23 protein-coding genes are annotated in these 26,457 nt (G+C 39.7%); 14 read left to right on the top strand and 9 right to left on the bottom strand.

Annotation, left to right across the window (positions count from 1 at the left end; all coding sequences use genetic code 11):
• Positions 1–14 precede the first annotated feature (14 nt).
• The 5 genes from nuoC to ACEYX7_RS00830 all read right to left on the bottom strand — a co-directional run bounded on the left by nuoC (position 15) and on the right by ACEYX7_RS00830 (position 5,958).
• On the bottom strand, positions 15–1,799 hold the full coding sequence (gene nuoC, locus ACEYX7_RS00850) for an NADH-quinone oxidoreductase subunit C/D (RefSeq protein WP_374804641.1): 1,785 nt from the start codon (positions 1,797–1,799) through the stop codon (positions 15–17).
• Positions 1,800–1,900: 101 nt separating this feature from the next.
• On the bottom strand, positions 1,901–2,581 hold the full coding sequence (locus tag ACEYX7_RS00845) for a NuoB/complex I 20 kDa subunit family protein (protein WP_374804640.1): 681 nt from the start codon (positions 2,579–2,581) through the stop codon (positions 1,901–1,903).
• 6 nt (positions 2,582–2,587) lie between these two features.
• Positions 2,588–3,139, bottom strand: coding sequence for an NADH-quinone oxidoreductase subunit A (gene ndhC, locus ACEYX7_RS00840; RefSeq protein ID WP_374804639.1), 552 nt, complete (start codon positions 3,137–3,139; stop codon positions 2,588–2,590).
• Between the two features lie 315 nt (positions 3,140–3,454).
• Positions 3,455–4,219 carry a hypothetical protein gene (locus ACEYX7_RS00835; protein ID WP_374806622.1) on the bottom strand — a complete coding sequence of 255 codons (765 nt, stop codon included), beginning with the start codon at positions 4,217–4,219 and terminating at the stop codon, positions 3,455–3,457.
• Between the two features lie 74 nt (positions 4,220–4,293).
• Positions 4,294–5,958 (bottom strand): fatty acid--CoA ligase, encoded by a 1,665-nt coding sequence (locus ACEYX7_RS00830; RefSeq protein ID WP_374900096.1) that lies wholly within the window; start codon positions 5,956–5,958, stop codon positions 4,294–4,296.
• Between the two features lie 197 nt (positions 5,959–6,155).
• On the opposite strand from ACEYX7_RS00830, the gene ACEYX7_RS00825 reads away from it, so the two are divergent.
• Positions 6,156–6,848 (top strand): hypothetical protein, encoded by a 693-nt coding sequence (locus tag ACEYX7_RS00825; protein WP_374805494.1) that lies wholly within the window; start codon positions 6,156–6,158, stop codon positions 6,846–6,848.
• A 188-nt stretch (positions 6,849–7,036) separates the two neighbouring features.
• On the opposite strand, the gene ACEYX7_RS00820 is transcribed toward ACEYX7_RS00825, so the two are convergent.
• The 3 genes from ACEYX7_RS00820 to ACEYX7_RS00810 form a co-directional block, all read right to left on the bottom strand.
• Positions 7,037–8,695: an ATP-binding protein gene (locus tag ACEYX7_RS00820; protein WP_374803425.1), complete on the bottom strand. Its 1,659-nt coding sequence runs from the start codon at positions 8,693–8,695 to the stop codon at positions 7,037–7,039.
• 182 nt (positions 8,696–8,877) lie between these two features.
• The gene (locus tag ACEYX7_RS00815) at positions 8,878–9,594 is read right to left on the bottom strand and encodes a response regulator (RefSeq protein WP_374803427.1); all 717 of its coding nucleotides are present in this window, start codon (positions 9,592–9,594) and stop codon (positions 8,878–8,880) included.
• A gap of 326 nt (positions 9,595–9,920) precedes the next feature.
• Complete coding sequence (locus ACEYX7_RS00810; protein WP_374803429.1) at positions 9,921–11,117, bottom strand: amino acid aminotransferase; 1,197 nt, start codon at positions 11,115–11,117, stop codon at positions 9,921–9,923.
• A gap of 318 nt (positions 11,118–11,435) precedes the next feature.
• Between ACEYX7_RS00810 and hppD the strand changes: the two genes are divergently transcribed.
• The 5 genes from hppD to ACEYX7_RS00785 all read left to right on the top strand — a co-directional run bounded on the left by hppD (position 11,436) and on the right by ACEYX7_RS00785 (position 18,419).
• Positions 11,436–12,527 carry a 4-hydroxyphenylpyruvate dioxygenase gene (hppD, locus tag ACEYX7_RS00805; RefSeq protein ID WP_374803431.1) on the top strand — a complete coding sequence of 364 codons (1,092 nt, stop codon included), beginning with the start codon at positions 11,436–11,438 and terminating at the stop codon, positions 12,525–12,527.
• A 379-nt stretch (positions 12,528–12,906) separates the two neighbouring features.
• On the top strand, positions 12,907–15,714 hold the full coding sequence (locus ACEYX7_RS00800) for a ribonucleoside-diphosphate reductase subunit alpha (protein ID WP_374803433.1): 2,808 nt from the start codon (positions 12,907–12,909) through the stop codon (positions 15,712–15,714).
• Between the two features lie 137 nt (positions 15,715–15,851).
• Entirely contained in the window at positions 15,852–16,337 is a 486-nt protein-coding gene (locus ACEYX7_RS00795) for a hypothetical protein (RefSeq protein WP_374806819.1), read from the top strand.
• Between the two features lie 21 nt (positions 16,338–16,358).
• Positions 16,359–17,636, top strand: a complete 1,278-nt coding sequence (locus tag ACEYX7_RS00790) for a ribonucleotide-diphosphate reductase subunit beta (protein ID WP_374803437.1) — start codon at positions 16,359–16,361, stop codon at positions 17,634–17,636.
• Positions 17,637–17,789: 153 nt separating this feature from the next.
• A complete protein-coding gene (locus ACEYX7_RS00785; RefSeq protein WP_374803439.1) occupies positions 17,790–18,419 on the top strand; it encodes a HutD/Ves family protein in 630 nt (209 codons plus the stop codon).
• Between the two features lie 112 nt (positions 18,420–18,531).
• On the opposite strand, the gene ACEYX7_RS00780 is transcribed toward ACEYX7_RS00785, so the two are convergent.
• Complete coding sequence (locus tag ACEYX7_RS00780) at positions 18,532–19,269, bottom strand: UTRA domain-containing protein (RefSeq protein ID WP_374803441.1); 738 nt, start codon at positions 19,267–19,269, stop codon at positions 18,532–18,534.
• A 244-nt stretch (positions 19,270–19,513) separates the two neighbouring features.
• Here ACEYX7_RS00780 and hutU point away from each other — a divergent pair, with 244 nt between their 5' ends.
• The 8 genes from hutU to ACEYX7_RS00740 all read left to right on the top strand — a co-directional run.
• Positions 19,514–21,238 (top strand): urocanate hydratase, encoded by a 1,725-nt coding sequence (gene hutU, locus ACEYX7_RS00775; RefSeq protein WP_374900094.1) that lies wholly within the window; start codon positions 19,514–19,516, stop codon positions 21,236–21,238.
• A gap of 81 nt (positions 21,239–21,319) precedes the next feature.
• A complete protein-coding gene (locus ACEYX7_RS00770) occupies positions 21,320–21,652 on the top strand; it encodes a UPF0175 family protein (protein ID WP_374803445.1) in 333 nt (110 codons plus the stop codon).
• Positions 21,653–21,726: 74 nt separating this feature from the next.
• The gene (locus ACEYX7_RS00765) at positions 21,727–22,137 is read left to right on the top strand and encodes a hypothetical protein (protein WP_374900093.1); all 411 of its coding nucleotides are present in this window, start codon (positions 21,727–21,729) and stop codon (positions 22,135–22,137) included.
• A 27-nt stretch (positions 22,138–22,164) separates the two neighbouring features.
• Entirely contained in the window at positions 22,165–22,410 is a 246-nt protein-coding gene (locus tag ACEYX7_RS00760; RefSeq protein WP_374803449.1) for a hypothetical protein, read from the top strand.
• 12 nt (positions 22,411–22,422) lie between these two features.
• Positions 22,423–23,331 carry an EamA family transporter gene (locus ACEYX7_RS00755; RefSeq protein ID WP_374803451.1) on the top strand — a complete coding sequence of 303 codons (909 nt, stop codon included), beginning with the start codon at positions 22,423–22,425 and terminating at the stop codon, positions 23,329–23,331.
• 85 nt (positions 23,332–23,416) lie between these two features.
• The gene (gene hutH / locus ACEYX7_RS00750; protein ID WP_374803453.1) at positions 23,417–24,973 is read left to right on the top strand and encodes a histidine ammonia-lyase; all 1,557 of its coding nucleotides are present in this window, start codon (positions 23,417–23,419) and stop codon (positions 24,971–24,973) included.
• Between the two features lie 77 nt (positions 24,974–25,050).
• Positions 25,051–26,070: a formimidoylglutamase gene (gene hutG / locus ACEYX7_RS00745; RefSeq protein WP_374803455.1), complete on the top strand. Its 1,020-nt coding sequence runs from the start codon at positions 25,051–25,053 to the stop codon at positions 26,068–26,070.
• A 46-nt stretch (positions 26,071–26,116) separates the two neighbouring features.
• On the top strand, positions 26,117–26,457 hold a 341-nt coding region (locus tag ACEYX7_RS00740), incomplete at its 3' end, for a hypothetical protein (protein ID WP_374900091.1).

Below are 26,457 nucleotides of genomic sequence, written 5' to 3'. Positions count from 1 at the left end.
AATTCTATTACCCCTTAACGGTCCACGTCCGCCATCACGACATCAATTGTCGCCAAATAAATGATCAAGTCAGACACTAAGCTGCCATTAATCACCGATGGGATTTGCTGTAAATGGGTAAATGTAGGCGTACGAATACGCGTACGATAGCTCATGGTGGCTTTGTCAGACGTCAAGTAGTAATTACTTGCACCTTTGACCACTTCTGCCATCACACTGGCTTCGCCCGCTGGCATCACAGGACCCCACGATACGCTCAAGAAGTGCGTAATCAAGGTTTCAATGTCTTTTAATGTCTTGTCTTTTGGTGGTGGAACAGCCAATGGGTGATCAGCTTTATACGCACCAGAAGGCATATTATCCAAACATTGCTTAATGATTTTTAATGATTCACGAATTTCGTGGAAATGCACCATTACACGGGCATAGGCATCACCTGTGTACTCTACTGGCACTTCAAAATCATAATTCTCATAGCCGCTGTATGGACGTGCTTTACGCACATCAAAATCAATACCTGTCGCACGCAAGCCTGTACCCGTTACACCCCAAGCCAATGCAGACTTGGCATCATATTGTGCAACATTTTTGGTACGACCTTGGAATACTGAGTTTTTCAAGGCTGCTTTATGGTATTCGTCCAAACGTTTTGGCATCCAATCTAGCAATTCTTGTACTAGTTTATGCCAACCATTTGGTAAGTCATGTGCAGTACCACCGATACGAAACCAAGATGGATGCAAACGATAACCAGTAATCGCTTCAACAATGTTAAAGATTTTTTGACGGTCAGCAAACATATAGAATACTGGTGTCATACCACCCGTATCCTGAATCGCTGTACCGATAAATACCAAGTGGTTACTCATACGGAATAATTCACTCAGCATGACACGGATACATTGAGCACGATCTGGCACGGTAATGCCTGCCAATTGCTCCACACCCATGACATAAGGCATATTTTGTGCAGAACCACCCAAATAATCGACACGGTCAGTATAAGGAATAAACGAATGCCATGTTTGACGCTCAGCCATTTTTTCCACACCACGATGGTGATAGCCGATATCTGGCACACAGTCCATCACTTCCTCACCGTCCAACTGCAATACTACACGGAACGCACCGTGTGCAGAAGGGTGGTTTGGACCCAAGTTCAAGAACATGAAGTCTTCATCTTTAGTACCACGTTTTAAGCCCCAATCTTCAGGCACAAAACGTAGATGTTCTTGTTCAAAATCTTGCTTGGCTTTGTTTTGCATATAAGGTGTATATTCTGTAGCACGTGCAGAATATTCTTTACGCAATGGATGACCTTCCCAATAGGTTGGCAACAAGATACGACGTAGCATTGGATGCCCTTCGAAATTGATACCAAACATATCGTATGCTTCACGCTCATACCAGTTGGCATTTGGCCAAATATTGGTAGCAGTCGGCATATTCAAATCATCATCACTCAATGCCACTTTGATACGAATATCGCTATTACGCTCCAAAGACAACAAATGATAAAACACAGTAAAATCAGACGCTGGCAGACCTTGACGGTTGTTACGTAAACGCTCATCAACCGCTGACAAGTCAAACAACATCACATAAGGACGTGGCAAAGTACGCAAGAACATCAACACATCTTGGATGGCAGTACGCTCAACCCAAATGGTTGGGAAGTTCTCAAACGTCGCCTGTACTAAAAAGCTATCACCAAATTTGGCTTTGAGCTCTTCAATCACAGTAAAGGCTGGACGGGTATCAACTTCCACATCTGGCACAGTATTTTCGGTTTCAGCCATACACTTGGCTTCCTATTTTCAACATTAAATTCTTTTGCTTGGTGATGTAATGATTTAACAAACTCACTACACGCACCACCCACCATGACTTTTTAGCCGATTTATTTCACTTCATCCATCGAACGTAAATTGGTTACCGCAATACGTTGTGCATTTTTACGGTCACGCTCTGGCATCATTTTTGGCTTATAGACTGGTTTTAAGTCATCACCAATCACGGCAGACAATGGACGACGTTCTTTTTGGATTTGATCTTGCAATAGCATCAAGGCTTGAATCAATGCTTCTGGACGTGGCGGGCAACCTGGGATATAAACATCCACAGGAATGATTTTATCTACACCTTGTACAACAGAATAAATATCGTACATACCGCCCGAGTTGGCACATGCACCCATTGAAATCACCCATTTTGGCTCCAACATTTGTTCATACAAACGTTGGATAACTGGTGCCATTTTCATAAAGCAAGTACCTGCTACAATCATCAAATCCGCTTGACGTGGTGACGCACGAATCACTTCACCACCAAAACGTGATAAATCGTGTACGCCTGTCAATGTGGTCGCATATTCAACATAGCAGCAAGATGTACCAAAGTTAAACGGCCAAACTGAGTGCTTACGCCCCCAGTTGACCGCTGTATGCATGACGTCTTCTAATTTGGTCAGAATAATATTCTTGTCGATTTCTTCTTGTAATGGATCACCCCCCAATACTTCACGCTCTTGTAGTGGGTATTGATTGGCATCTGGATTTGCACGGGTTAAAGTATATTTCACAGTCGATTACTCCTTCGCCAAAGTCACAACGCCATTTGGATCTTTAATATCTTTATGCGCAGATTGTGCTGGGATTTTACCAGTAGGGTCTTGTACCAGTTCTTGAATATTATTAAAACGAGTCACGTCAGCAATATTCATATTTGGTGAACCAATTTTTGGTTTGATACCTGCGGCTTTCAAACGATCTGCTGGTGCCCAATTCAATGCACCTGTACTCATCTCATAAATCAAGCCGATCAATAGCACCAAGATAAATACCGCAGCCACGCTAAAGCCAATCCAACCAACTTCACGCACAGATGTCGCCCATGCGTACAAATACAAGGCTTCTAGATCAAATACCACAAAGAAAATTGCAACCAAATAGAACTTCGCTGATAAACGAATACGCGCACCGCCCGCACTCACTACACCAGATTCAAATTGTTCTTGTTTTGCACGACCCCATGCTTTACCACCAAGCAACAACGGCACGGTAAGCATAAAGACACACAAAAAGGTCACGCCAATAACAAACGCGATAATCGCCCATTCATAGGGAGTAATGGCACTCATGCGGGGATAACTCCTAGCAAATACAATCCATCGATTGTTGATTTGATGGCTTTTTTTGAACAAAAAATCATCAAAATACGTAAATAAAAATATTATCTATTGTACTGATTTTGTCATTAACTTACTAGACGTAAAGCTTAGACTTTGGATTGATTTTTGGACTTTATTGCAAATATATTTCTGTAAATGATTTTTATTCTCAACAAAACAGTAGCAGACAGAATCTATCGTCTATTTTTGTAAATAAACAACCAAACGCATGACATATCAGATTTACGCTCATGTGGTATTTTCAGTTTTTTTGCCAAATGACCTTTATTTATTAAATGATTGGCATAAGTTGGTTGCTTCACAATTAATCCAACCTTGTATCTTTTTACCTTTTTTATCCATAAAAATGATATTTAAATATCGAGCGTTAATATCCAACACGGTAAAAGCAGTATTTTTATCTACATTGATGTTTAGATCTGTCAATGGATATGACTCAGCACTCAACGGTATTGTTTTTAAGGTAACGCCTTGAATGGTATTTTGATTAAACCAATCTTTAAATAACTGTGTATTTAAATCCTTTTCAAGCATGTTTTTTAATTTATAAGGATATTTTCTGATAAATTGATTAGTACTAAAGTTTTTTAAATCACCCCCAGCAGAAATAAAATGATCTAGTCTGCCGTTTTCACTTTTACACTGCTGATGAGTACATGTATAAATCGTTGGCATATAATATCTGGTATAATTTATATCTCGTTGCTGATCTCGAAAATCAGCATCGAATGACATCATGGCAATAATGTACTGTTTATTATTGATTTTCTTAGCAAGTACCCAATCGAGTTTTGGTGTATCGTTAGGGACATCAAACTCACCTATTTTTTGATATTGCTGACTTGACTGATGACAATCGCCTATTTTTAATATCAGCGTTTTCGCTGTATAAATATCATCTTCCTGTTGAACATCTTGACTGACCAGACATTGATTGTCATCAATTTTTAATTTATTTTCTGCACATACATGACTTGCTGTAAATAATAATGACATTAAAATAATATTAGAAAATAAGATTTTTTTCATTTTAAATCCAATTAACTCACTTTGATTATAAATGGGGGAATAATAAACTTATCCTCCCATTCCATTTTGTAATACTATACAAATAAACCATCCGCATACATTTGACGCATGACTTTTTTATCTAGTTTACCGACACTGGTTTTTGGCAATTCAGCGACAAATTTCACTTCACTTGGAATACCGTATTTTGGAATAATACCCCGCTCTACAGCTTGTTGTGCCAATGCCAAAATCTCATCAGCTTGCGTATCTTGCTTATCTGCTTTACGGACAATCAATGCCAATGGACGCTCACCCCATTGCGTATCAGGCACACCGATCACCGCAATATCCGCCACACTTGGATGTAATGACAAAATGGTTTCGATTTCCAACGATGAAATCCATTCACCGCCTGATTTAATCACATCTTTTAGACGATCGGTGACTTGCACTTGACCTTTAGCAGTCATATAGGCAATGTCTTGCGTATGCAAATAACCGCCCTGCCATAACTCATCACCGGCATCTTTATTTTTGTAATAACTTTGCGTCAGCCAAGGCGTACGCACCACGATTTCACCAGTGCTTTTGCCATCTTGTGGTTGTTTTTTGCCATCATGCCACAATGCCAAATCAGTCAGCACGACTGGCGAACCCGTTTGCGTGCGACGTAAAATCTCCTCATCTTCCGTCAGTTGCTCATCGTCACGGAACACTGCCATAGTAATGACAGGACAAGTTTCGGACATACCATAAGCAGCCAAAACTTGCATACCCATCCCTACTGCCAAACGTGCCAGCCCTTCAGTCAGACGTGAACCGCCAATCAACATTTTGACCTGATTAAACTTACCGCCACGTTGTTGCATTTCTTGTAATAACATTTGCAAAATGGTTGGTACACCATGGGTAAAGCTCACGCCTTTTTGTTCAATCAAATCCACCAACAAAGATGGAACGTAACGCCCCGGATAGACTTGCTGTAAGCCAATCATGGTCGCAGCATAAGGCATCCCCCAACCGTGTACATGGAATAATGGCGTGACTGGCATATAGACATCGCTATATTTTAGATTTTTACCATTAGCGTTCAAACCCGCACTGGCACAAATCGCCAAGCTATGTAATACCAACTGACGATGAGTAAAAAACACTCCTTTTGGATTGCCCGTTGTACCACTGGTATAAAATGTGGTCGCAATAGTATTTTCATCAAAATCAGCAAAATCAAATTCATCACTGGCATTCGCCAACAGCTGTTCATATTCACCAGCAAAATCTTTTGGCATGGCGACATCTGCACCATCATCCAACCAAATCACATGCTCAACCGATGATGCATCATGGCGATAATCGCTAATCATCGGCTGAAATTCGGCATTGATTAGCAAGGCTTTGGGCTTAGCGTGATTGATGGTATAAAGCACTTTATCAGGTGATAATCGGATATTGACGGTTTGCAAAATTAAACCCAACATTGGAATAGTAAAATAACATTCTAAATAACGATGACTATCCCAATCCATCACCGCCACCACATCGCCTTTTTTTAACCCTAAGTCATTTAATACATTCGCTAAGCGATTGATACGTTTAAAAAAATCATTATAGGTATAAGTTAGTTTGTCGGCATAATGAATTTTTTCATCGCCTGATACGGTTTTGGCACGCAATAATAATTGTTTAATCAGCAAAGGAAAATCATAAGCCGATGTAGAAGCGAGATAATGTTCGGATTGGTTTAGAATAGCGGTCATCGTGATGTCCTTGAAAAAATAATAGAAAAGCATCATTGCTTCAAATTTTTATAGCATAGTTTTTCATCATGGTAAATGAATTTTTTGATATGATTTGCTTTTGTTTAAAGGCAAAAAAATAAGCTCAATGGTTTCTTTTTAGTCTTTAAAATGCTAATCTTCATTTTGACTAAGCAAAACAAAAAGCGATGGAAAACATGAATAAATATTTAATCAGTACAATGTTGATCTTATTGGGAATATGTGGCTCAAGCTATAGTTTTGCCCAAACTGATCCTAGTGAAAACTTAGCAGAGCAAGTCAGCAATCGCTGTATGATACAGGCTTCGATTGACATGAAAGCCTACAACCAACGTGAGTCAGGGCAATCATTAGAACAAGCCCAAAAGACACTATTTGAACAATTTTCCCAGCTTGATTCAGCTCATTCCGCAATGGATCTGCAACAGTATATTCAAGAAACTGTAGCCGACATTTATCGAAGCCAACTGCCTACAAAGATGGATGATAAGCAAATCATTGAACGGATTTTTCAACCACATTTTGAACAATGCCTACGAGAACACGAGATTGATCGCTGTTTAGCACAGTCTTTGATTGACAGCAAAGCCTATGCATTACGCCAATCAGGGCAATCATTTGCTCAAGCTGAAAAAGCTTTAATGGAAGAATTTTCTGAATTGGATAAGGTTGATTCAGCAAAAAATATCCAACCGTATATTCAACAAAGTGTAGCAAAAACTTATCAAGCTAAACAGCTCACCCATATGAATGAAAAACAATTATCGCAACAGATTTTCACACCGCATTTTAAACAATGCTTACAAGACAATGGGCTAAATCCTAATGATTATGAAGCATTCATTAAATTTCTCAATGATCCTTATTAATAGGTATAGTACGTATTTGTTCAACTATTTTTTATTAAAATCTCAGTTAGTTGAAAAAATACTTACACCACGCTTTAGGCATTGTTTACTTGAGCATGGAATAACCGCAGATGAAGCAGAAGCTATAATCTAAACTTTATATAGTTATTAAAAATCAGTCACCCATATAAGGTGACTAACTATGTAATTTAAGCTTTATTTTTCTGTTCTTTTGTACTTTTTTCAGGTTCATTATTGGTACGTTTGGCAGGCCACCGCATGATAAATCTTGCCCCGCCTAGACTCGGGCTTTGATCGACCTTTGCCGAACCACCAAACCAATAGGCAATACGACTGACAATCGATAATCCCAAACCATAACCACCCGATGCACGAGTACGACTATCATCCAAACGTGCAAAGGCTTCAAAGACTTTATCACGGTCTTTTTCGGGAATACCTGCTCCATCATCTTCTACACAGATATACGCCATGCCATTTTCAATACCACCACTCACTTGAATGGAATGATTGCAATAACGCAAGGCATTACCGACAAAGTTTTGAATCACACGATGCAGATAACGATATTCTGCTTCAACGATTTGATTATCATCAGGCAAAAGCTCCAAAATTGTTTTGTCTTTTTTGATGACATCAGTCTCGTTCAATACTTGTTGTAACACATCTTTAAGTACGATTTTTTCAAAGTTTAACGATGGCGTACCTTGCTCCAAAGTCGCATAAGTCAGGATTTCATCGATCAAACTATTTAAAGATTCGATATCTTTATCAATGGCATTCATCTGCTCCACACGATCATCGTAATCATCATAATCGGTGAGCATTTCCACCCCAAAGCGAATCCGTGCCACAGGTGTACGTAACTCATGCGATACCGCTCGGGTTAACTCTCGCTGTGCTTCAATCAAACGCTGAATATGCTCAGTCATCATGTTAAAGCTCAAGCCCAAGTTTGCAACTTCATCTTTGCCATCGACTTCTACACGAGTGTTCATGTCGCCTTGGCGGACTTGGTTTAAGGCAGTACGCACACCACGAATTTTGCGTTGTAAAGGACGCATCAAGATATAAACGCCCAAGCTCAGCATAAATAAACTGAATAACACAATCCCTGCAAACATACGGAACGGAAACCAGTTAAAAACAGGTACAGGACCGAGTACCAATACTTGATTTGGTACATTGGTATAAGCTGAAATCGCAGAGATAGTTGTCCCTTGTAGCGTTGCACTGTCACGATAAATCAGCAATGTTTGTGTTTTATCGGTACGCAGACGACTAATTTGATCTACATCCAATTTTAAATCTGAAAGCTGACGAAAACCAATCGGATAAGGGAAATAATTTTCTAATTCTTTTAAGCGTTGTTGCTCACTGCCTTGGTAATACATCAAATCTTCTAAGACCAAGATCGGAATCATTTTGATTTGTGCTTCGGTCAATTTATCAACATGGATATGTAAATAGCTATTTTCTATCCCTTCAACTCGTGTATAAATTTCACCAATCGCTTGCTGATCATCATAACGTACTACAGCCCGATTTTGGTCAAGACGTCTTCTCTCGCCACGAGATGGATTGAGATTTTCATCGCTGACAAAGTCGATCGGCAATTCCATCACCCGTGATACATCAGCTATCCAATCTTTTTGTGCTTGTGGTGTTGGCTGTTTTGCAACGACCTGCGACACCACATAGGCAAGACCGTCTGCCATAGATTCACGATAATCTTGTGCACGCTGAGCATTGATCAGTTGCACAATAAAATAGGTCAATATGGCAACCAACATCACCAGCCCGACCAATCCTGCGTAAATCCGCACGAAAATACTATGTTTTACCACGCCAAAACCTCGTGAAGTGCTAAATTTCTTATCTTTTGCATGAAGTTAAAAATCATTTAAAGCATTATTATGCGTTTAAATTTTTCAAAGGTCTATGTTTTTCTTGTAGTGAATACTTTGAATAAAAAATCCATCTATACCAGATAGATGGATTTTGATGATAATCTATTGCTTATTTAAGATTAGTTACCCGATTCTTTCACAAATAAATAACCTTTACTACGTACGGTCTTAATGCGTTTTGGATTTTCTGGGTCATCGCCAATTTTTGGACGAATACGAGAAATACGTACATCGATCGAGCGGTCTTGACCGTCATATTCAATACCACGCAAACGCTCAAAGATGTCTTCACGAGATAAAATACGACCTGCGTTTGATGCCAATAGCCACAATAAATCATATTCGGCACTGGTGAAATCGACTGGCTCGCCTGCCAAAGTTACAGTGCGACCACCATTGTCAATCACCAAGTCGTCAAACTCAATACGTTGTGAAACTTCTTCTTCAACAGTCTTATCTGTACGACGTAACAAAGCACGAATACGTGCCAACAATACACGTGGCTGGACTGGTTTTGCAACGTAGTCGTCAGCACCCATTTCCAAACCAAGCACCTGATCCATATCTTCAGTACGTGCGGTGAGCATCAAAATTGGGTGATGATATTGTGAACGCACTTCACGACATACGGTCAAGCCGTCTGCACCAGGTAGCATCACATCAAGTACCACCATGTCAGGCTGTTCGTTAATAATACGGCGAATCGCACGCAAACCGTCAGTTTCAATTGCGACATCAAGACCATTTTTACGTAAGTAGTCTTGAGTAAGCATAGCTAAACGCTCGTCATCTTCAACGATCAAAATCTTTGGTAATTTTTCTTCTTGACCAGTCATGTTGCTTCTCCAAAAATTGCAAGTCAATGCTTGCTTAGAATGAGTGAACTTATTAAACAATACTTTTGATTCAAGCGTTTTTTACAAAAATCTTTATCAGCATTGCTACTGATTACTAATATACAGATGTTTACATTGTAAACAAGCCCTGTTTCACCAAACTACTACATAGAATCATGCTTTTACAGCACTACTACAGTTACAATGTAAACTTATGTAAATAAAGCAAGCTGATTTTACAATCATTTCACAATCTCGATTAATGACTACAATAAAAAAGCCACGCTATGGTGCGTGACTCTTTTTTATTACAAAGATGCTCAGACTTAGTCTGCTAACACCGTTGCCATGGCATTTGCCACATAGTCGATATTACTGTTGTTCAAACCAGCGACACACATACGACCATTTGACACCATATATATGGCAAATTCTGATTGTAAGCGTGCTACTTGCTCTGGGCTTAGACCTGTAAAGCTAAACATACCTTTTTGCGTAGTAATGTATTCAAAGCTACGACCTTGTATTTTTTGCTCTAGTACATCACGTAATTTTTGACGCATATCACGGATACGATCACGCATCTCATAGACTTCACCCACCCATTGTGTGAATAAAGCATCGTCATTCATGACAATATCCACCACATGACCGCCATGAGATGGTGGGCTTGAGTAGATACGACGTACAGTAAATTGCAATTGACCTTGTACTAATTTTGCTTCGTCCGCTGTTGGGCAAACTACTGATAAACCGCCGACACGCTCACCATACAAAGACAAGTTTTTAGAGAATGAGTTGCTGACAAAGAAAGACAACTCTAATTCTACCGCCTTACGAATCGCATAAACGTCAGCGTCCATATCTTCACCAAAGCCTTGATAAGCGATGTCCATAAAAGCAATCAATTGCTTTTCTTTCACGATATCAAGCACGATATCCCACTGAGCAGGGGTTAAATCAATCCCTGTTGGGTTGTGACAACATGGGTGTAATAACACCACATCATTTGCATTAAGTTGCTTGAAGCAAGCGACCATTTCGTCAAATTTTACGCCATTGGTCGCTGCATCATAATATGGATACTCAGCCACTTCAAAACCAGCACCTTCGAAGATACTGATATGGTTACCCCAAGTTGGCTTACTGACGTAGCATTTTGCATCTTTAAACCATGTATGAATAAAATCAGCACCGACTTTTAATGCACCAGAACCACCAAGCGTTGCAATGGTTGCTACACGTTTGTCTGCAAGGACTTGTGCACCTTTGCCAAACAATAGATGTTGACAAGCTGTACGATAACCGACCAAACCATCCATCGGCAAATAAGGACGTGGTTTGATTGGATTGAAGATTTGCGTTTCTGCTTGTTGTACTGATGGTAATACTGGCAATTTACCATTATCGTCATAATAAATACCAATACCAAGATTGACTTTATTTTCACGTGTATCTTGATTGTACTTTTCCATTAACCCAAGAATTGGGTCGCCTGCGTAATGCTCAACATGTGCAAACATCAAATGCTCCTTTGCTTTGACCAGTTTTGCCAGAATCGACCATGTGCATACTTGACCAATGTGAGCCAAATATGAACACGACTTAGAATGGTGTTATTATATAACAACTACATCATAACAACACCTAAAAATCATCATTCTATGTGCTAAAAATGCTAATTTTTGTTGTATTCAGTATTAGACAAAGGTATATATTTATTGTAGTTAGCTATAAATCAATCAGAAAATCTTGATAGTGCTAAGCTGCCAGCTCATTTAATATGAAGAAATATTATAGCTTGTCTATAAGTTTTTTATATTTTAATGCAGGAGCATATCATGGCAGATTTATTTGACAACCCTATGGGACTTCAAGGTTTTGAATTTGTAGAATTCTCATCACCAAATCCAGCCGAATTGGAAACGATTTTTAAAAAATTAGGATTTAGTCATATCGCCAATCACCGTTCTAAAGATGTATCGTTATATCGCCAAGGTGACATCAATTTTATTATCAATCGTGAAAAAAATAGCCCAGCGTCTTATTTTGCTGATGAACATGGTGCTGGGGCGTGTGGTATGGCGTTTCGTGTTAAAAATGCACAGCAAGCCTATCAACGTGCTTTAGAGATGGGGGCACAGCCTGTTGATGTGGCAACCAGTGCGATGGAATTAAAATTGCCTGCCATCAAAGGCATTGGCGGTAGTCTGATTTATTTGATTGACCGTTTTGATGAGCAACTTAGCATCTATGATATTGATTTTGAATATTTACCAAATGTCGATAAACATCCAAAAGGGCATGGCTTACGTGTACTCGACCACTTAACCCACAATGTCTATCGTGGACGTATGGCATATTGGGCGAATTTTTATGAAAAAATCTTTAATTTCCGTGAGATTCGCTATTTTGACATCAAAGGTGAGTATACTGGCTTGACCAGTAAAGCCATGACTGCCCCAGATGGTATGATTCGTATTCCACTCAATGAAGAAGCCAAACAAGGTGGCGGTCAAATTGAAGAATATTTGATGCAGTTTAATGGTGAAGGTATTCAGCATATTGCTTTGCTCAGCGATGATTTGCTCACAACCATTGATAGCCTACGCCAAGCTGGTGTGCCGCTCATGACTGCACCGCCTGAAACCTATTATGAAATGCTTGCCGAGCGTTTGCCAAATCATGGTGAGAATGTTGAAGCTTTACAAAGTCGTGGTATCTTACTTGATGGTACAACTGAAGGCGGACAGCCACGTTTGCTATTACAGATTTTTTCTGAAACCTTGATGGGTCCTGTATTCTTTGAATTTATTCAACGTAAAGGCGACTATCGTGAAGGTTTTGGCGAAGGGAATTTTAAAGCCTTGTTTGAGTCGATGGAACGTGATCAAGTCCGTCGTGGCGTGTTAGACACCGCAGATCACGCTTAATTTGATTATATACCCAACAGGAAAAAAGCTTACTTTGTGTGAGCTTTTTTTCTAATAAAAATATATTATAAAACACCTAAAAAAGTACGATTTTTTTCATCATATTTTGCTGCAAACTTTCCGATAAACGGCAGTCCTTTTTTGCATATTTTTTAATCTTAAATTATAAAAAATACGACCATGTGATTGTTTTTTAATCATAAATTGCGGACAATACTGTGGATAGATTTTTTATTTCTAACAAATTAAATGACTTATTTGTCAATATTGATTAAATATTAAAAATAGCTTATCTTGTGGAAATCTTATTGCAGAGACACAAGTTATTGTGTTTTCGTCAAAATTCAACACAATAAAATATCCTTATGGAGCAACAGCTATGAGCGTTCTTTCCACCGCCCCAGGCGAAATCCGTGTCATCAAACGTAATGGTGACGTGGTAACATTTGATTCAGACAAGATCAATGTTGCCATTGGCAAAGCCTACTTAGAAGTCGAAGGTTCGCAGGCGGTGAACTCTAGCCGTGTACACGACCTAACTGCAGACTTAACCGAAAAAGTCTGGACGACTTTCCAACGTCGTTTACCGTCTGGCGGAACGATTCATATCGAAGAAATCCAAGACCAGGTCGAATTGGAATTGATGCGTGCAGGTGAACAAAAAGTCGCTCGTGCCTACGTGATTTATCGTGAAAAACAAGCAGAAAAACGCAAATCTCAACAAGCTGACCACCACCCAACATTACAAGTTACTGATGAAAATGGTCAATTACAACCATTGAACTTGAGCCTTTTGACCGCAACAGTCAGCAAAGCCAGCGAAGGTTTGGACAATATTGATGTGCAAGCGATCGTCGATGAAACAGTAAAAAATCTATATAACGGGGTAAATATTTCTGATATCGCCACCACCATGATGATGGCAACCCGTACTCGCATCGAACGTGAGCCGAATTATAGCTATGTGACTGCACGTTTATTGTGTAATGAACTGTTGGCTGATGGCTTGGCATTCTTGGGCTTAAGCCGTGACACCACTGAAAATGATGCTTTAGCAACCTTCTTGAAAAAAGGCGTAGAATTAGAGCTGATTTCCCCAGAATTATTAAACTTTGATTTAAAACAATTGGCGGATGCGATTCGTCCAGAGCGTTCAAATCAGTTTACTTATTTGGGTTTACAGACTTTATTTGACCGTTATTTTATCCACAAAGATGGCGTGCGTTTTGAATTACCGCAATTATTCTTTATGCGTGTATCGATGGGCTTGGCATTAAATGAAGAAAACCGTGAGCAACGTGCCATTGAGTTTTATAACTTGTTGTCTAGCTTTGATTATATGGCATCAACGCCTACCCTATTTAACTCTGGGACATTGCGTTCACAATTATCAAGCTGTTATTTGACCACCGTGCCAGATGATTTATATGGTATTTATTCTGCCATTCGTGACAATGCTTTATTGTCAAAATGGGCAGGCGGTTTGGGCAATGACTGGACACCAGTGCGTGCTTTAAACTCGTATATCAAAGGCACCAATGGTAAATCACAAGGTGTTGTGCCATTCCTAAAAGTGGTGAACGATACAGCGGTTGCGGTAAACCAAGGTGGTAAACGTAAAGGTGCGGTATGTGCTTATCTTGAAACATGGCATTTGGACATCGAAGAATTTTTAGAATTGCGTAAAAATACAGGGGATGACCGTCGTCGTACTCATGATATGAATACCGCAAACTGGATTCCAGATTTGTTTATGCAACGTGTGATTGAAAATGGCGAATGGACACTATTCAGCCCGTCTGATGCCCCTGATTTGCATGATTTGACAGGTCATGCTTTTGCGACACGCTATGCTGAATATGAAGCCTTGGCGGAACAAAAACAAATTTTGCATAAAAAAGTCCGTGCCCAAGACTTGTGGCGTAAGATGTTATCGATGTTGTTTGAAACAGGTCATCCGTGGATTACTTTTAAAGATGCGTGTAACTTACGTTCACCACAACAACATGTAGGCGTGGTGCATTCATCAAACTTGTGTACAGAAATTACCTTGAACACTAGCCAAGATGAAATCGCTGTGTGTAATTTGGGTTCAATCAACCTTGTACAGCACATCAAAGATGGCAAGCTTGACCAAGAAAAATTGGCTCAAACCATCAAAACTGCAGTGCGTATGTTGGATAACGTGATTGACATCAACTATTATGCTGTACCACAAGCCAAAGTATCGAACCTCAAACATCGTCCTGTTGGTATGGGTATTATGGGTTTCCAAGATGCTTTGTATAAATTGAATTTGGCTTACGGCTCTGCTGAAGCAGTAGAATTTGCCGACCGTTCGATGGAAGTCATCAGCTATCATGCGATTCAAACTTCAAGTGACTTGGCGGTAGAACGTGGTGCGTATGAAACATTCAAAGGTTCATTGTGGGATCAAGGCATTTTGCCATTAGATTCTTTGGAACTGTTAGCGAAAACACGTCCAGAAGGCATGTTTGATGTAGATCGTAGTCAGACTTTGGATTGGGACAGTTTGCGTGCCAAAGTACAAAAAGACGGTATGCGTAACTCAAACGTGATGGCGATTGCCCCGACTGCAACCATCTCGAATATTTGTGGCGTATCACAATCAATTGAACCGACATTCCAAAACTTATATGTCAAATCAAACCTTTCTGGTGAATTTACCGTGATTAACCCTTATTTGGTTGATGCGTTAAAAGCTCGTGGTTTGTGGGATGTGGTGATGGTTAATGACTTGAAACACTATGAAGGTTCGGTACAAAAAATCGCACGTATTCCAGATGATCTCAAAGCAATTTTCGCAACAGCCTTTGAAGTTGAGCCACGTTGGATTGTTGATGCAGCATCACGCCGTCAAAAATGGATCGACCAAGCTCAATCATTGAACTTGTATATCTCTGGTGCTAACGGTAAGAAATTAGACATCACTTATAAAATGGCGTGGGTGCGTGGCTTGAAAACTACGTATTACCTCCGAGCATTGGGTGCAACCTCTGCAGAGAAATCAACCATCAATACAGGTGCATTGAATGCGGTGAAACCTGCGATGATGGCAGCTGCTGCGGTAGAAGCACCAGTAGCAGTAGATGATGGTTTTAGTCAAGCTGCACCAGTGCCTTTGGCATGTAGTATCGACAATCCTGATTGCGAAGCGTGTCAGTAATATGTCCATCTCACCGTAACATGTTTATGCTACGGTGAGTCACTGATTGGCGAGTACATTGCAACACTTTTTCGCTTGCTTAGTCAGCATAGATATTACACAATTTATATGATTAAAAAATGTCAGCGGACTTTAGCATGAGCCATACCCATCTTCGACAACAATATCCCAATGCATGGCGGTTAGAGATTTATCCCGATCGGATGATCTTACAAAAAGACTCAACAGGGCAGCTTTTTGGGCAACGTCCCGAAAAACCTTATAGTCAATTGCCTAGGCTTTTGATTGCGGATTATGAGATTGCAGATGAATGTATCAAACGTTTACGCAAGCAATCTCGTGCCAAAAAGATGTTTGGCAAGCCAGGGTTGATCGTACAGTGGATGGCTGCGAGTGAAGGTGGTTTGAGCTTACTTGAATTACGTATACTCAAAGAACTCCTGACCGAATTTGATGTTGTAGGTATTGTCGATGGTAAAGGCGATCAGCTGCAAGGGCAGATAGAAACTGAAGAAACTGCTGGTGCTGCTGGTAAAGTCTTTTTACTGATTGTTATTGTTTTTCTGATTATAGGTGGATTTGTTGCTTATATTTGGTTAAGACAAAATGCTGGTTTAACTTAATTTATTTGAAAAGGTGATATTATGTCCATTCTTAACTGGGATGATTTTGATGATGCGAAAGACGATGCACCGACATCTAACCCTCAGCCCGTCACGTCGCAGAAAGCGTCTGCAGCAGAAGTGGTACCTGATCAGAAACCACAGACGCCGAGTATGGCTAGTACACAATCCAATTCTTCAGCCAGCTATCACGCAACCGATGACAGTGATCCATTGGCTCGAGCCGAACAAGCGCTAAAAGATCTTGATGTCGAAGCAGGCTTAGAAGAATTAGAAATGGGTGCAGCTCGTGTACAAGTTGATGACAAACGTATGATCAACTGTCGTGCCGACTTGAACCAGCTTGTACCATTTAAATACGAATGGGCTTGGCAAAAATATCTAGATGGTTGTGCAAACCACTGGATGCCACAAGAAGTCAATATGAACCATGATATCGCATTATGGAAATCAGAAGACGGCTTGACTGAAGATGAACGTGTAATTGTAAAACGTTCATTGGGCTTTTTCTCGACTGCCGATTCTTTGGTGGCAAATAACTTGGTATTGGCATTATATCGTTTGATTACCAATCCTGAATGCCGTCAATATATTTTGCGTCAAGCCTTTGAAGAAGCCATTCACACCCATGCTTATCAATACTGTATCGAATCACTCAGTATGGATGAAGGCGAAATCTTCAATATGTATCGTGAAATTCCAAGCGTTGCACGTAAAGCAGCTTGGGGCTTGAAATATACTGAATCACTAAGCGATCCTAAGTTCACGACTGGTACAGTCGAAACTGATCAGCAATTGTTGCGTAATATGATCGCATTCTATTGCGTACTGGAAGGCATTTTCTTCTATTGTGGTTTTAGTCAAATCTTGTCAATGGGTCGTCGTAACAAGATGAGTGGTGTTGCTGAGCAATTCCAATATATCTTGCGTGATGAATCAATGCATGTAAACTTCGGTATTGATATGATTAACCAAATCAAAATCGAAAACCCGCATTTGTGGTCAGCGGAATTCCAAGAAGAAGTCGTGCAAATGATCCTAGAAGGCACGATGCTCGAAATCGAATATGCTCGTGATACCATGCCACGTGGTGTACTCGGTATGAATGCCGCAATGATGGAAGAATATTTGAAATTCATCTGTAACCGTCGTTTAAATCAGCTTGGTTTGCCAGAGCAATTCAAAGGCGTAAACAATCCATTCCAATGGATGTCTGAGATGATGGATTTGCGTAAAGAGAAAAACTTCTTTGAAACGCGTGTTACCGATTATCAAACTGGCGGTGCATTAAGTTGGTAAGCTCATTAAACAACTTATAAACGACAAATATTAAGGCGAGTTCAAGGACTCGCCTTTTATTTTCTCAACTAAAGCTCATGGTTGAATAAACATTGGTTTTCACTACAGCTTATTATAAAATAATCTCCATACTGACATAACGCTATACCAAACATGACGGAACAAAAAAGTATGCACAATCCATCTATCGATATTCACCAGCTCGGTCTCGGCGACTACAAAAAAATGCTCTGGAAAAATGGCAAAGGCTATACTTATCAAATCGCACGACAAGATAACCCTCAAGGCGATGATTTTGTTTGGCGAATATCGATGGCAGATGTTACTGAAGATGGCGAGTTTTCTTATTTTCATGATAAAAAACGCTTGCTGAGCGTCTTATCAGGACAAGGTTTAACCCTTGATATTGATGGAAAAATCCAACAATTGCCTTATCAAAAAGTCTGTGCGTTTGATGGTGATAGTCATGTGTATTCACGTTTGATGGCAGATAGCGTGCGTGATTTAAACTTGATTTATGATGCCAATAAGTTAAACGGTGAAATGTTTTGGTTGGATGAATTAGAAGAAGATTTTGCTTTACCAAAAACAGATTTAATTTTTATTTTTAATGCTGATGCAAAAATTGAATTGATGTTAAAGGATGGCGACATAACAAAAAATTATACGCTTGAGCAATATGATAGTTTAAAGTTAAATCATATTTCCCAAACAATATTTTTACAAAAACAACAGTTAAATCATCCTTTGGCAGTGATTATTTTAAATGATTTACAAAATTAAAATCAAAAGATTGCATTTTTACATAGGTGATAGATATCTATCTTAGCTGATTTATTTCTATTTTTACAGCAATTAGTCGGTTCTCATTCATTGATCGTTATTCCGATTGTATTTAACCCAGTTTACCCGAAAATTGATAGCGACTGCCTGCGTGCCACATGTTTACCACGGTCACTACTTGCCCTTGTGAAACAGTCACACGATTCAATAATAATACTGGCTCGGTCATTGGAATCGCTAAAGCTTGAGCAATCTCAGTGGTGACTTGTTGGGCAGAAATGGTATATTCTCCACTTTCTAAAGGCACACGACTCATCAGAAAATCACTGCTATTGGCTTGAGTAAAATCTTGCTCAAGGAAATCCGCTACTAAGTCTAAGTTCACCCAACGCTCTTCAAACTGTAAAGGTAAATCATCGGCAAAATGCACAATACTGACCAAAGCTACTGATTTGATGGATTTTTTTGATTTGCTATTTTTCTTTGATTTTAAAAATTGTACTTGGATGTCCTGCGGTATCTCAGCAAAATCCAATTCTTTTTGCACTAAGACTTCAGCATGATAACCATGATGATCTTCTTGAATATCATGGGCAATATTGCGTACTTCCACAAAAGTATGATTAAAATGCTTTTGTGCAACAAAAGTACCTGAGCCTTGACGACGTTCTAATACTTTCTCTTCTGCAAGCTCTTTTAGGGCACGATTGACCGTCATCCGTGATACTGAAAACTGCTCGCTTAATGCAATTTCTGTTGGAATCGCTGAACCCACTTGCCAAACACCATTGTGAATATTGGCAAGAATTTCTGCTTTGATTAGCTGATATGCGGGTTTGCGTGTGCTCATAGGTCGCCTACAAAATAAAAAGTCTGTTCTTACATATACTTAGCAATAGCAAAGTAACAGCGTAAAAACATGATCGATAATCTTTAAATATTTTAACAAATATTACTTGCCTATCATACAATTGTTTGCTAGATTTGTATATACAAATTCAAGGTGTGTAGTCATTTTGCTTACGCATATTACTTTGCAATAGGAAAAGCGAACTGTTATACATCATTAAGTATACGTTTACAAGGATTTCACTATGAGCCAAAATAATCAAAAATTCACTCGTCGTGACGAAAATCGCGAAATCAAAGCCCCAACGGGCACTACATTATCATGCAAAAGCTGGCTGACAGAAGCCCCTTTCCGTATGATTCAAAACAACCTACATCCAGACGTTGCCGAAAATCCAAAAAGCCTTGTGGTATATGGTGGTATCGGACGTGCGGCACGTAACTGGGAATGTTATGATCAAATCCTTGAGAGCCTAAAAACCTTAGAAGACAATCAAACTTTGCTTGTGCAATCAGGCAAGCCAGTGGGCGTATTTAACACGCATGAGAATGCACCCCGAGTCTTGATTGCCAACTCCAACCTTGTGCCAAAATGGGCGACTTGGGAACATTTTAACGAACTTGACCGAAAAGACTTGTTTATGTACGGTCAAATGACCGCAGGTAGCTGGATTTATATCGGTACACAGGGCATCGTGCAAGGTACTTACGAGACTTTTGCCGAAGCAGGTCGTCAGCACTATGCTATCGAGGGCAGTGACGGCTATGACAACTGGAAAGGTCGTTGGATTCTGACCGCAGGTCTAGGCGGTATGGGCGGTGCTCAACCATTGGCAGCGACTTTTGCCGGTGCGGTGTCACTCAATATCGAATGCCAACAATCCAGTATTGATTTCCGCCTACGTACAGGCTATGTCGATAAACAAGCCAAAGATTTGGATGATGCTTATCGTTTAATCAAAGAACATACCGCCAATGGTGATGCAGTGTCGATTGCACTACTAGGCAACGCTGCTGAAATTTTACCTGAAATGGTAAAACGTGCCAATAACGGTGAAATCAAACCAGACCTAGTCACCGACCAAACATCAGCCCATGACTTGATTAATGGTTATTTGCCAATCGGTTGGACAGTGGATGAGTGGAAAGCTGCGCAAGCGGACGCCAGCCAACACACTGAATTGACCAAAGATGCGGCAAAATCTTGTGCGGTACACGTCCAAGCAATGCTTGATTTCCAAGCCATGGGCGTACCTGCAACGGATTATGGTAACAATATCCGCCAAGTGGCGTTTGATGAAGGCGTAAAAAATGCCTTTGATTTCCCAGGTTTTGTCCCTGCCTATATCCGTCCATTGTTCTGTCAAGGTAAAGGTCCTTTTCGTTGGGTGGCATTATCTGGTGACCCAGAAGACATCCGCAAAACCGATGAAAAAATCAAAGAATTGTTCCCAGAAAATAAACACGTTCATCGTTGGTTAGACATGGCAGGCGAGCGTATTCATTTCCAAGGTTTACCTGCGCGTATCTGTTGGTTAGGTCTGGGCGAACGTGACAAAGCTGGTTTGGCATTCAATGAAATGGTCAAAAATGGCGAGTTAAAAGCCCCGATTGTGATTGGTCGTGACCATTTGGACACAGGTTCTGTCGCCAGTCCAAACCGTGAAACCGAAAGCATGAAAGATGGTACAGACGCCGTATCAGACTGGGCGTTGTTAAACGGTATGTTGAACGTGGCTGGCGGTGCAACGTGGGTATCATTACATCATGGTGGCGGTGTCGGTATGGGTTATAGCCAACACTCAGGTATGGTGATTGTCGCTGATGGTACTGATGCAGCAGCTAAACGTCTTGCCAATGTGCTTGTCAATGACTGCGGTAGTGGTGTGATGCGTCATGCTGATGCAGGCTATGAATTGGCAATCGAAACTGCCAAAAATTATGGCTTAAAGTTACCAATGATTAAATAACCAATCATACGATAATGCTTGAGTCTGGCTGATTTTTTCTTTACGCCACCCTTATTCACACTGTGATCAATAGGAAAGAACATGGAAATTAGCATACATGTGCCTGATACCATCAGTCAGCAAATGACTCAAGCAGATATTGAGCAAGCGTTTAAACTCAGCTTTATAGTAAAGCAATATCGTCAAGGTAAAGTAACACTCAAACAAGCCCACACTTGGCTAGATATCAGCGAACAAGCATTTTTATTGGCTTGTCATGAGCGTGGTGTATCTAGACAGACCTATATTGATACAGATGATTTATTGGATGAATTTGCTCGCATTGGGCAACAATATCATAAGAAAAAAATACCAATAAATTTTCAAAATATTATCGAATTCTCCCTTACTTTTTTGTTTCATTTTTTTAAATAAGCATTAAAGGCTAATTGACACACTAAAACAAATAAGCTATTTTTGAACAATAAACAAATATACAAGGAATGCAAATGTTTAATCTAACCCAACACCAATATGATTATTTCTATAATCTAGCCACTGTCATTGAGAATTTAATTCCTGAAAATATTTGTGATACGCTAGCTAATAGAATAAATGATTTAATATCAAGTGGAAAAATTGATTATGTTAGACATGGCGGTTTAGGAACTGATGCTGTATCAGATTTAGGTGGAGAATATAATTATCATATATTTAAAGGTGAAGATATTCGTGAATATTTTCCTGAATTAGTTTGTATATACCATGCAATTGTTCCTATTATAAGTATGGTGACTAGCACTGATACCATCGTTTCACCGTATCCAGCATCAGATATTAATATAAAAGCTTATCCTGCAGGTGGTGGAACTCTAGGCTTACACTATGATACAAATGGTATAACAGTTTTGTTATTTTGAACAACAAATCATGAAGCACCTTTACGAATGCAAATTCCTAGAACGCATCCTAGTAAAAAAGAAGCATGGATTGAACATAAAAATATTTATGCTAAAAAAGGGGCTTTATTGATAATGCAAGGTAGAAAAACCTTACATGACTCTGAACCTACCGTATCAGAACAAAAGTTAAGTGTAGTACTAAACTATTATGAAAGAAATGATACATACCGCCATGAAGACTTTGACAATTTTGTTTATTACGGTATAAAACCAAAGAGCTTAGACGAATAAAGGACTATTTTTATGCAAAACAATGTTGTAAAGCTGGAAAAGAAAGACTTATTATTCGGCATCGCAACCACTATTTTGTGGGGTTGTAATTTCGTGGTCATTGATGTAGGGTTAAAGCAACTTGACCCTTTTTTACTGACATTTTTACGATTTTTCTTTTGTGCATTTCCTGCGATATTTTTTATTAAAAAACCACAAGAAATTTCTTTTAAAATTTTATTTGCTTATGGTAGCTTATTTGCTTGTGGTTTATGGTGGGTAGTAAATTTTGCTATGTATCAAGGCTTATCTGCGGGTTTATCATCTCTTTTTTTACAATTTAGTGCTTTTTTTACTTTATTTTTAGGCTTTGTTCTTTTTAAAGAAAATATCAATAAAATACAAATTTCAGGTATTATCTTAGCATTAATTGGATTAATTATGCTGATTAGCCATGTTTATTTACAAGGAAAATCTAGTACTTTAATGGGCATTCTTTTAGTACTTTTAGCCGCATTATCATGGGAAACATGTAATAGTATTGTCAAAAAAAATAAATCTGTAAATATGGTTGCATTTATTGTTTGGTCAAGCTTTTGTTCATTACCTGCTTTATTTATATTGACCATTGCTGTAAAAGGCACACAACCTTTTTTTGATTTACCACAAATGATGAATAGTAAAGCTTGGTTTTCTGTATTATTTCAAGCTTATATTACCACGATACTGGGTTATATGATTTGGAATAACTTAATGAAAAAATATCCTGTATCACAAGTTGCACCTCTGTCATTATTTGTACCAATTTCGGGCATTATCGCATCGTATTTACTATTGGGGGAACGGATGGATAGCCTAAAAGTTATCTCTGTGATTGTGGTCATTTTAGGCTTAGCGGTGTTCATTAATGCCAATCATTTACTGGCGAAATTTAAAGCTTAAAATTTTTTTTAATTTTTTACGGCAAATTCTTACAATTGCCGTTTTTTTTGTTATATTTGTCTATACAACTTTTTAGGAAGAAGCTATGAACAACCTGACGATTACCCCACGCAAACTGACCTTTGCACAATTACGCCAAGTCTATGACAACCCTGTCAAGGTCACGCTTGAGCCAAGTGCCTATGATGCAATTGAAAAATCACATCAAACCGTGCAAGATATCATTGCCCTAGACAAACCTGCCTATGGGATTAATACCGGTTTTGGTCTGTTGGCAAAAACCCGTATTCCAGATGAGGAATTGGAGCTTTTGCAACGTAATTTGATTATCTCGCATTCTGTCGGTGTGGGTGAACGCTTGCCTGACAATGTGGTGCGTTTGATGATGGTGATGAAAGTGTCTAGCCTTGCCCAAGGTGTATCAGGTGTACGCCGTTTGGTGGTGGACGGGATTTTAGCCCTACTTAATCACAACATCATTCCGCACGTGCCTGCCAAAGGTTCGGTCGGTGCATCGGGTGACCTTGCCCCATTGTCGCATATGACCTTGACGTTACTTGGTGAAGGCAAAGCCTATATCAATGGCGAGCAAATGGATGCCAAAGATGCCTTGGCAAAATGCGGTTTATCGCCAATCGTTTTGGCTGCCAAAGAAGGCTTGGCATTGATTAACGGTACACAGACTTCTACTGCTCTGGCAATTCGTGGCTATTTTATGGCTCAAGATTTGTTAGAAACGGCAACCGTAGTCGGTGCATTGTCAGTCGATGCGGCAAAAGGTAATGATTCACCATTTGACCCACGTATTCATACTGCCCGTGGTCATCATGGACAAAGTGAATTGGGTAAAACCTATAAAGCCTTGGTGGAAAAAAGCGGATTCCGTGCGGCAAGTCGCGGCGAGCCAAACTTCCGTGTACAAGACCCATATTGCTTACGTTGCCAACCACAAGTCATGGGTGCGTGCCTTGATGTGATTAACAAAGCAGGGGCAACCTTATTGATTGAAGCCAATGCGGTGACTGATAACCCATTAATTTTTAACGATGATGCCCCTGTAGCAATTTCAGGCGGTAACTTCCATGCTGAACCTGTAGCATTCGCTGCTGATATGTTGGCATTGGCAATTAGTGAAATTGGCTCTATGAGTGAACGCCGTATTGCGCTATTGATTGATGCCAGTCTTTCGGGCTTGCCAGCATTCTTGGTACGCAATGCTGGGGTTAATTCGGGCTTTATGATTGCCCACGTGACTGCTGCGGCTTTGGCAAGTGAAAACAAATCGCACGCCCATCCAGCATCTGTAGATAGCATCCCAACGTCTGCCAACCAAGAAGACCATGTATCAATGGCAACTTATGCAGGTCGTCGTTTGTACGATATGGCGGAAAATACTGCTGCGGTGGTAGCGATTGAATTATTAGCCGCTGCACAAGGTGTGGATATTCACAGTCAAGACCACGGCTGGAAAACCAGTGATGTCTTGGCAAAAGTCCATCAAAAATTGCGTAGCAAAGTGGCTTATTATGACCAAGACCGTTTCTTTGCCCCTGATATTGATGTGGCAAAAGCATTGGTTTTGGGTGGTGAATTGCTAGCTGATTGGGCAGATTTACGTCAAGATTGGTATTTGGCTAAATAATCTTATAAAGTTTTAGAAAATAAAAGTCAAGTCAATGCTCGGCTTTTATTGTTCAATGAACAAAAGGAAATACGACCATGACTAAAGCAACATCAACGACCTTAATCACCGATTATAACGCTAATCTTTATACTGGACGTGCTGAGCCTTTTGAGCCAGCAATTGCTCAATATTGGTATCAACATATCAAAGCCAATGACAGTCAAAAAATTGGCTTACTTGGCTTTGCATCAGATCAAGGTGTGCAACGTAACAAAGGGCGTATCGGTGCCAAACATGCCCCTGATAAAATCAAATCCGCTTTGGCTGTGTTGCCAATCAGCCGTGAATTACAAGCTCAATGTGCAGATTTATCCAATTTAGTTGGCGATCATGGCAATATTTGCTGTCATGACGATGATGTGATTACCGAAAATGCCTTAGAACAAGCTCAAGCCAGTTATAGCGAACAGATGAGCGAGATGATTGCCAAAGGGCAATTGGCGATAGGCTTAGGTGGTGGGCATGAAATCGCTTGGGGCAGTTTTTTGGGTCTGTATCAAGGTTTAGAAAAATTAAAACAAAATCAAAGCATTGGTATTATTAATCTGGATGCCCATTTTGATTTGCGTAATGACCAATATGCTACTTCAGGCACACCATTTCGCCAAATTAGCGAATTTTTACACGCAAAAAATCAGCCGTTCCATTATCTAACCATTGGCATTAGTCAATTTGGCAATACCGCTGCATTATTTGAACGTGCGGAAAATCTTGGCGTAAAAGTGATTAGCGATGATGACTGTTATCGCCTGGACTGGCAAGACATTGCAAGCCAAATTCAAGCCTTTATCAATCAAGTTGATGTGATTTATCTCACCATTGATATGGATTGTCTTTCAGGTTCGGTGATGCCAGCCGTGAGTGCCGTTGCTGCCAAAGGCTTAAGTTTGGATTTTGTTGAGCGTTGTGTCTCGCTGATTATTGACAGTGGAAAAGTGAAAATCATTGATATGGCAGAAGTCAGTCCAAAATACGATATTGACGGGCGTGGCTTAAAAGTCGCAGGGCGATTGCTGGCGGTGATGATTGAAAAGGTTCTGATGCAAGCTGATTAAATAACTAACATCTTAAAATTAATCCAATCGCACTAAGAGTATGTTTATGATTCGTTATTTTCAAGGCGAGTTAGATTTAATCTTTGACCCTTATCGAAATTGGGGAATTCATGGTTATGACCCTTGTCAAAACAATGATGGGCGTTGCTATCATTCGGCTTTCTTTTGCTACATTAATGACATGACAGAAAACGCACTGATAACCGTTTTTGTTGAACTAGACGAATATCTATATTTGAAAGAACCCATTACTAAACTACCTGTGAAATTTGTGATACCACTTTTTGACAACCAAGCATTGATTGATGACTATAGCAAAAGAAAAATAAAATTGGTACAATATAACTATGGCATACTCACAAGACTACCGACAAATGATACTAGCGA

Origin of the sequence: Hubeiibacter jixunmingi, assembly GCF_041928215.1 — a bacterium.
Classification (GTDB): domain Bacteria; phylum Pseudomonadota; class Gammaproteobacteria; order Pseudomonadales; family Moraxellaceae; genus Acinetobacter.
The sequence above is the reverse complement of the archived record's forward strand: the minus strand, read 5'-3'. Positions and strand labels throughout refer to the sequence as shown.

Excerpts from the sequence above, each read along its gene's own strand:
- hutG (WP_374803455.1), top strand. The coding sequence starts at position 25,051 with ATGACTAAAGCAACATCAACGACCTTAATCACCGATTATAACGCTAAT.
- hutH (WP_374803453.1), top strand. The coding sequence starts at position 23,417 with ATGAACAACCTGACGATTACCCCACGCAAACTGACCTTTGCACAATTA.
- ACEYX7_RS00770 (WP_374803445.1), top strand. The coding sequence starts at position 21,320 with ATGGAAATTAGCATACATGTGCCTGATACCATCAGTCAGCAAATGACT.
- ACEYX7_RS00780 (WP_374803441.1), bottom strand. The coding sequence starts at position 19,269 with ATGAGCACACGCAAACCCGCATATCAGCTAATCAAAGCAGAAATTCTT.
- ACEYX7_RS00800 (WP_374803433.1), top strand. The coding sequence starts at position 12,907 with ATGAGCGTTCTTTCCACCGCCCCAGGCGAAATCCGTGTCATCAAACGT.
- ACEYX7_RS00785 (WP_374803439.1), top strand. The coding sequence starts at position 17,790 with ATGACGGAACAAAAAAGTATGCACAATCCATCTATCGATATTCACCAG.
- ndhC (WP_374804639.1), bottom strand. The coding sequence starts at position 3,139 with ATGAGTGCCATTACTCCCTATGAATGGGCGATTATCGCGTTTGTTATT.
- ACEYX7_RS00815 (WP_374803427.1), bottom strand. The coding sequence starts at position 9,594 with ATGACTGGTCAAGAAGAAAAATTACCAAAGATTTTGATCGTTGAAGAT.
- nuoC (WP_374804641.1), bottom strand. The coding sequence starts at position 1,799 with ATGGCTGAAACCGAAAATACTGTGCCAGATGTGGAAGTTGATACCCGT.
- hutU (WP_374900094.1), top strand. The coding sequence starts at position 19,514 with ATGAGCCAAAATAATCAAAAATTCACTCGTCGTGACGAAAATCGCGAA.
- ACEYX7_RS00755 (WP_374803451.1), top strand. The coding sequence starts at position 22,423 with ATGCAAAACAATGTTGTAAAGCTGGAAAAGAAAGACTTATTATTCGGC.
- ACEYX7_RS00810 (WP_374803429.1), bottom strand. The coding sequence starts at position 11,117 with ATGTTTGCACATGTTGAGCATTACGCAGGCGACCCAATTCTTGGGTTA.
- ACEYX7_RS00795 (WP_374806819.1), top strand. The coding sequence starts at position 15,852 with ATGAGCCATACCCATCTTCGACAACAATATCCCAATGCATGGCGGTTA.
- hppD (WP_374803431.1), top strand. The coding sequence starts at position 11,436 with ATGGCAGATTTATTTGACAACCCTATGGGACTTCAAGGTTTTGAATTT.
- ACEYX7_RS00790 (WP_374803437.1), top strand. The coding sequence starts at position 16,359 with ATGTCCATTCTTAACTGGGATGATTTTGATGATGCGAAAGACGATGCA.
- ACEYX7_RS00760 (WP_374803449.1), top strand. The coding sequence starts at position 22,165 with ATGCAAATTCCTAGAACGCATCCTAGTAAAAAAGAAGCATGGATTGAA.
- ACEYX7_RS00825 (WP_374805494.1), top strand. The coding sequence starts at position 6,156 with ATGAATAAATATTTAATCAGTACAATGTTGATCTTATTGGGAATATGT.
- ACEYX7_RS00765 (WP_374900093.1), top strand. The coding sequence starts at position 21,727 with ATGTTTAATCTAACCCAACACCAATATGATTATTTCTATAATCTAGCC.
- ACEYX7_RS00830 (WP_374900096.1), bottom strand. The coding sequence starts at position 5,958 with ATGACCGCTATTCTAAACCAATCCGAACATTATCTCGCTTCTACATCG.
- ACEYX7_RS00835 (WP_374806622.1), bottom strand. The coding sequence starts at position 4,219 with ATGAAAAAAATCTTATTTTCTAATATTATTTTAATGTCATTATTATTT.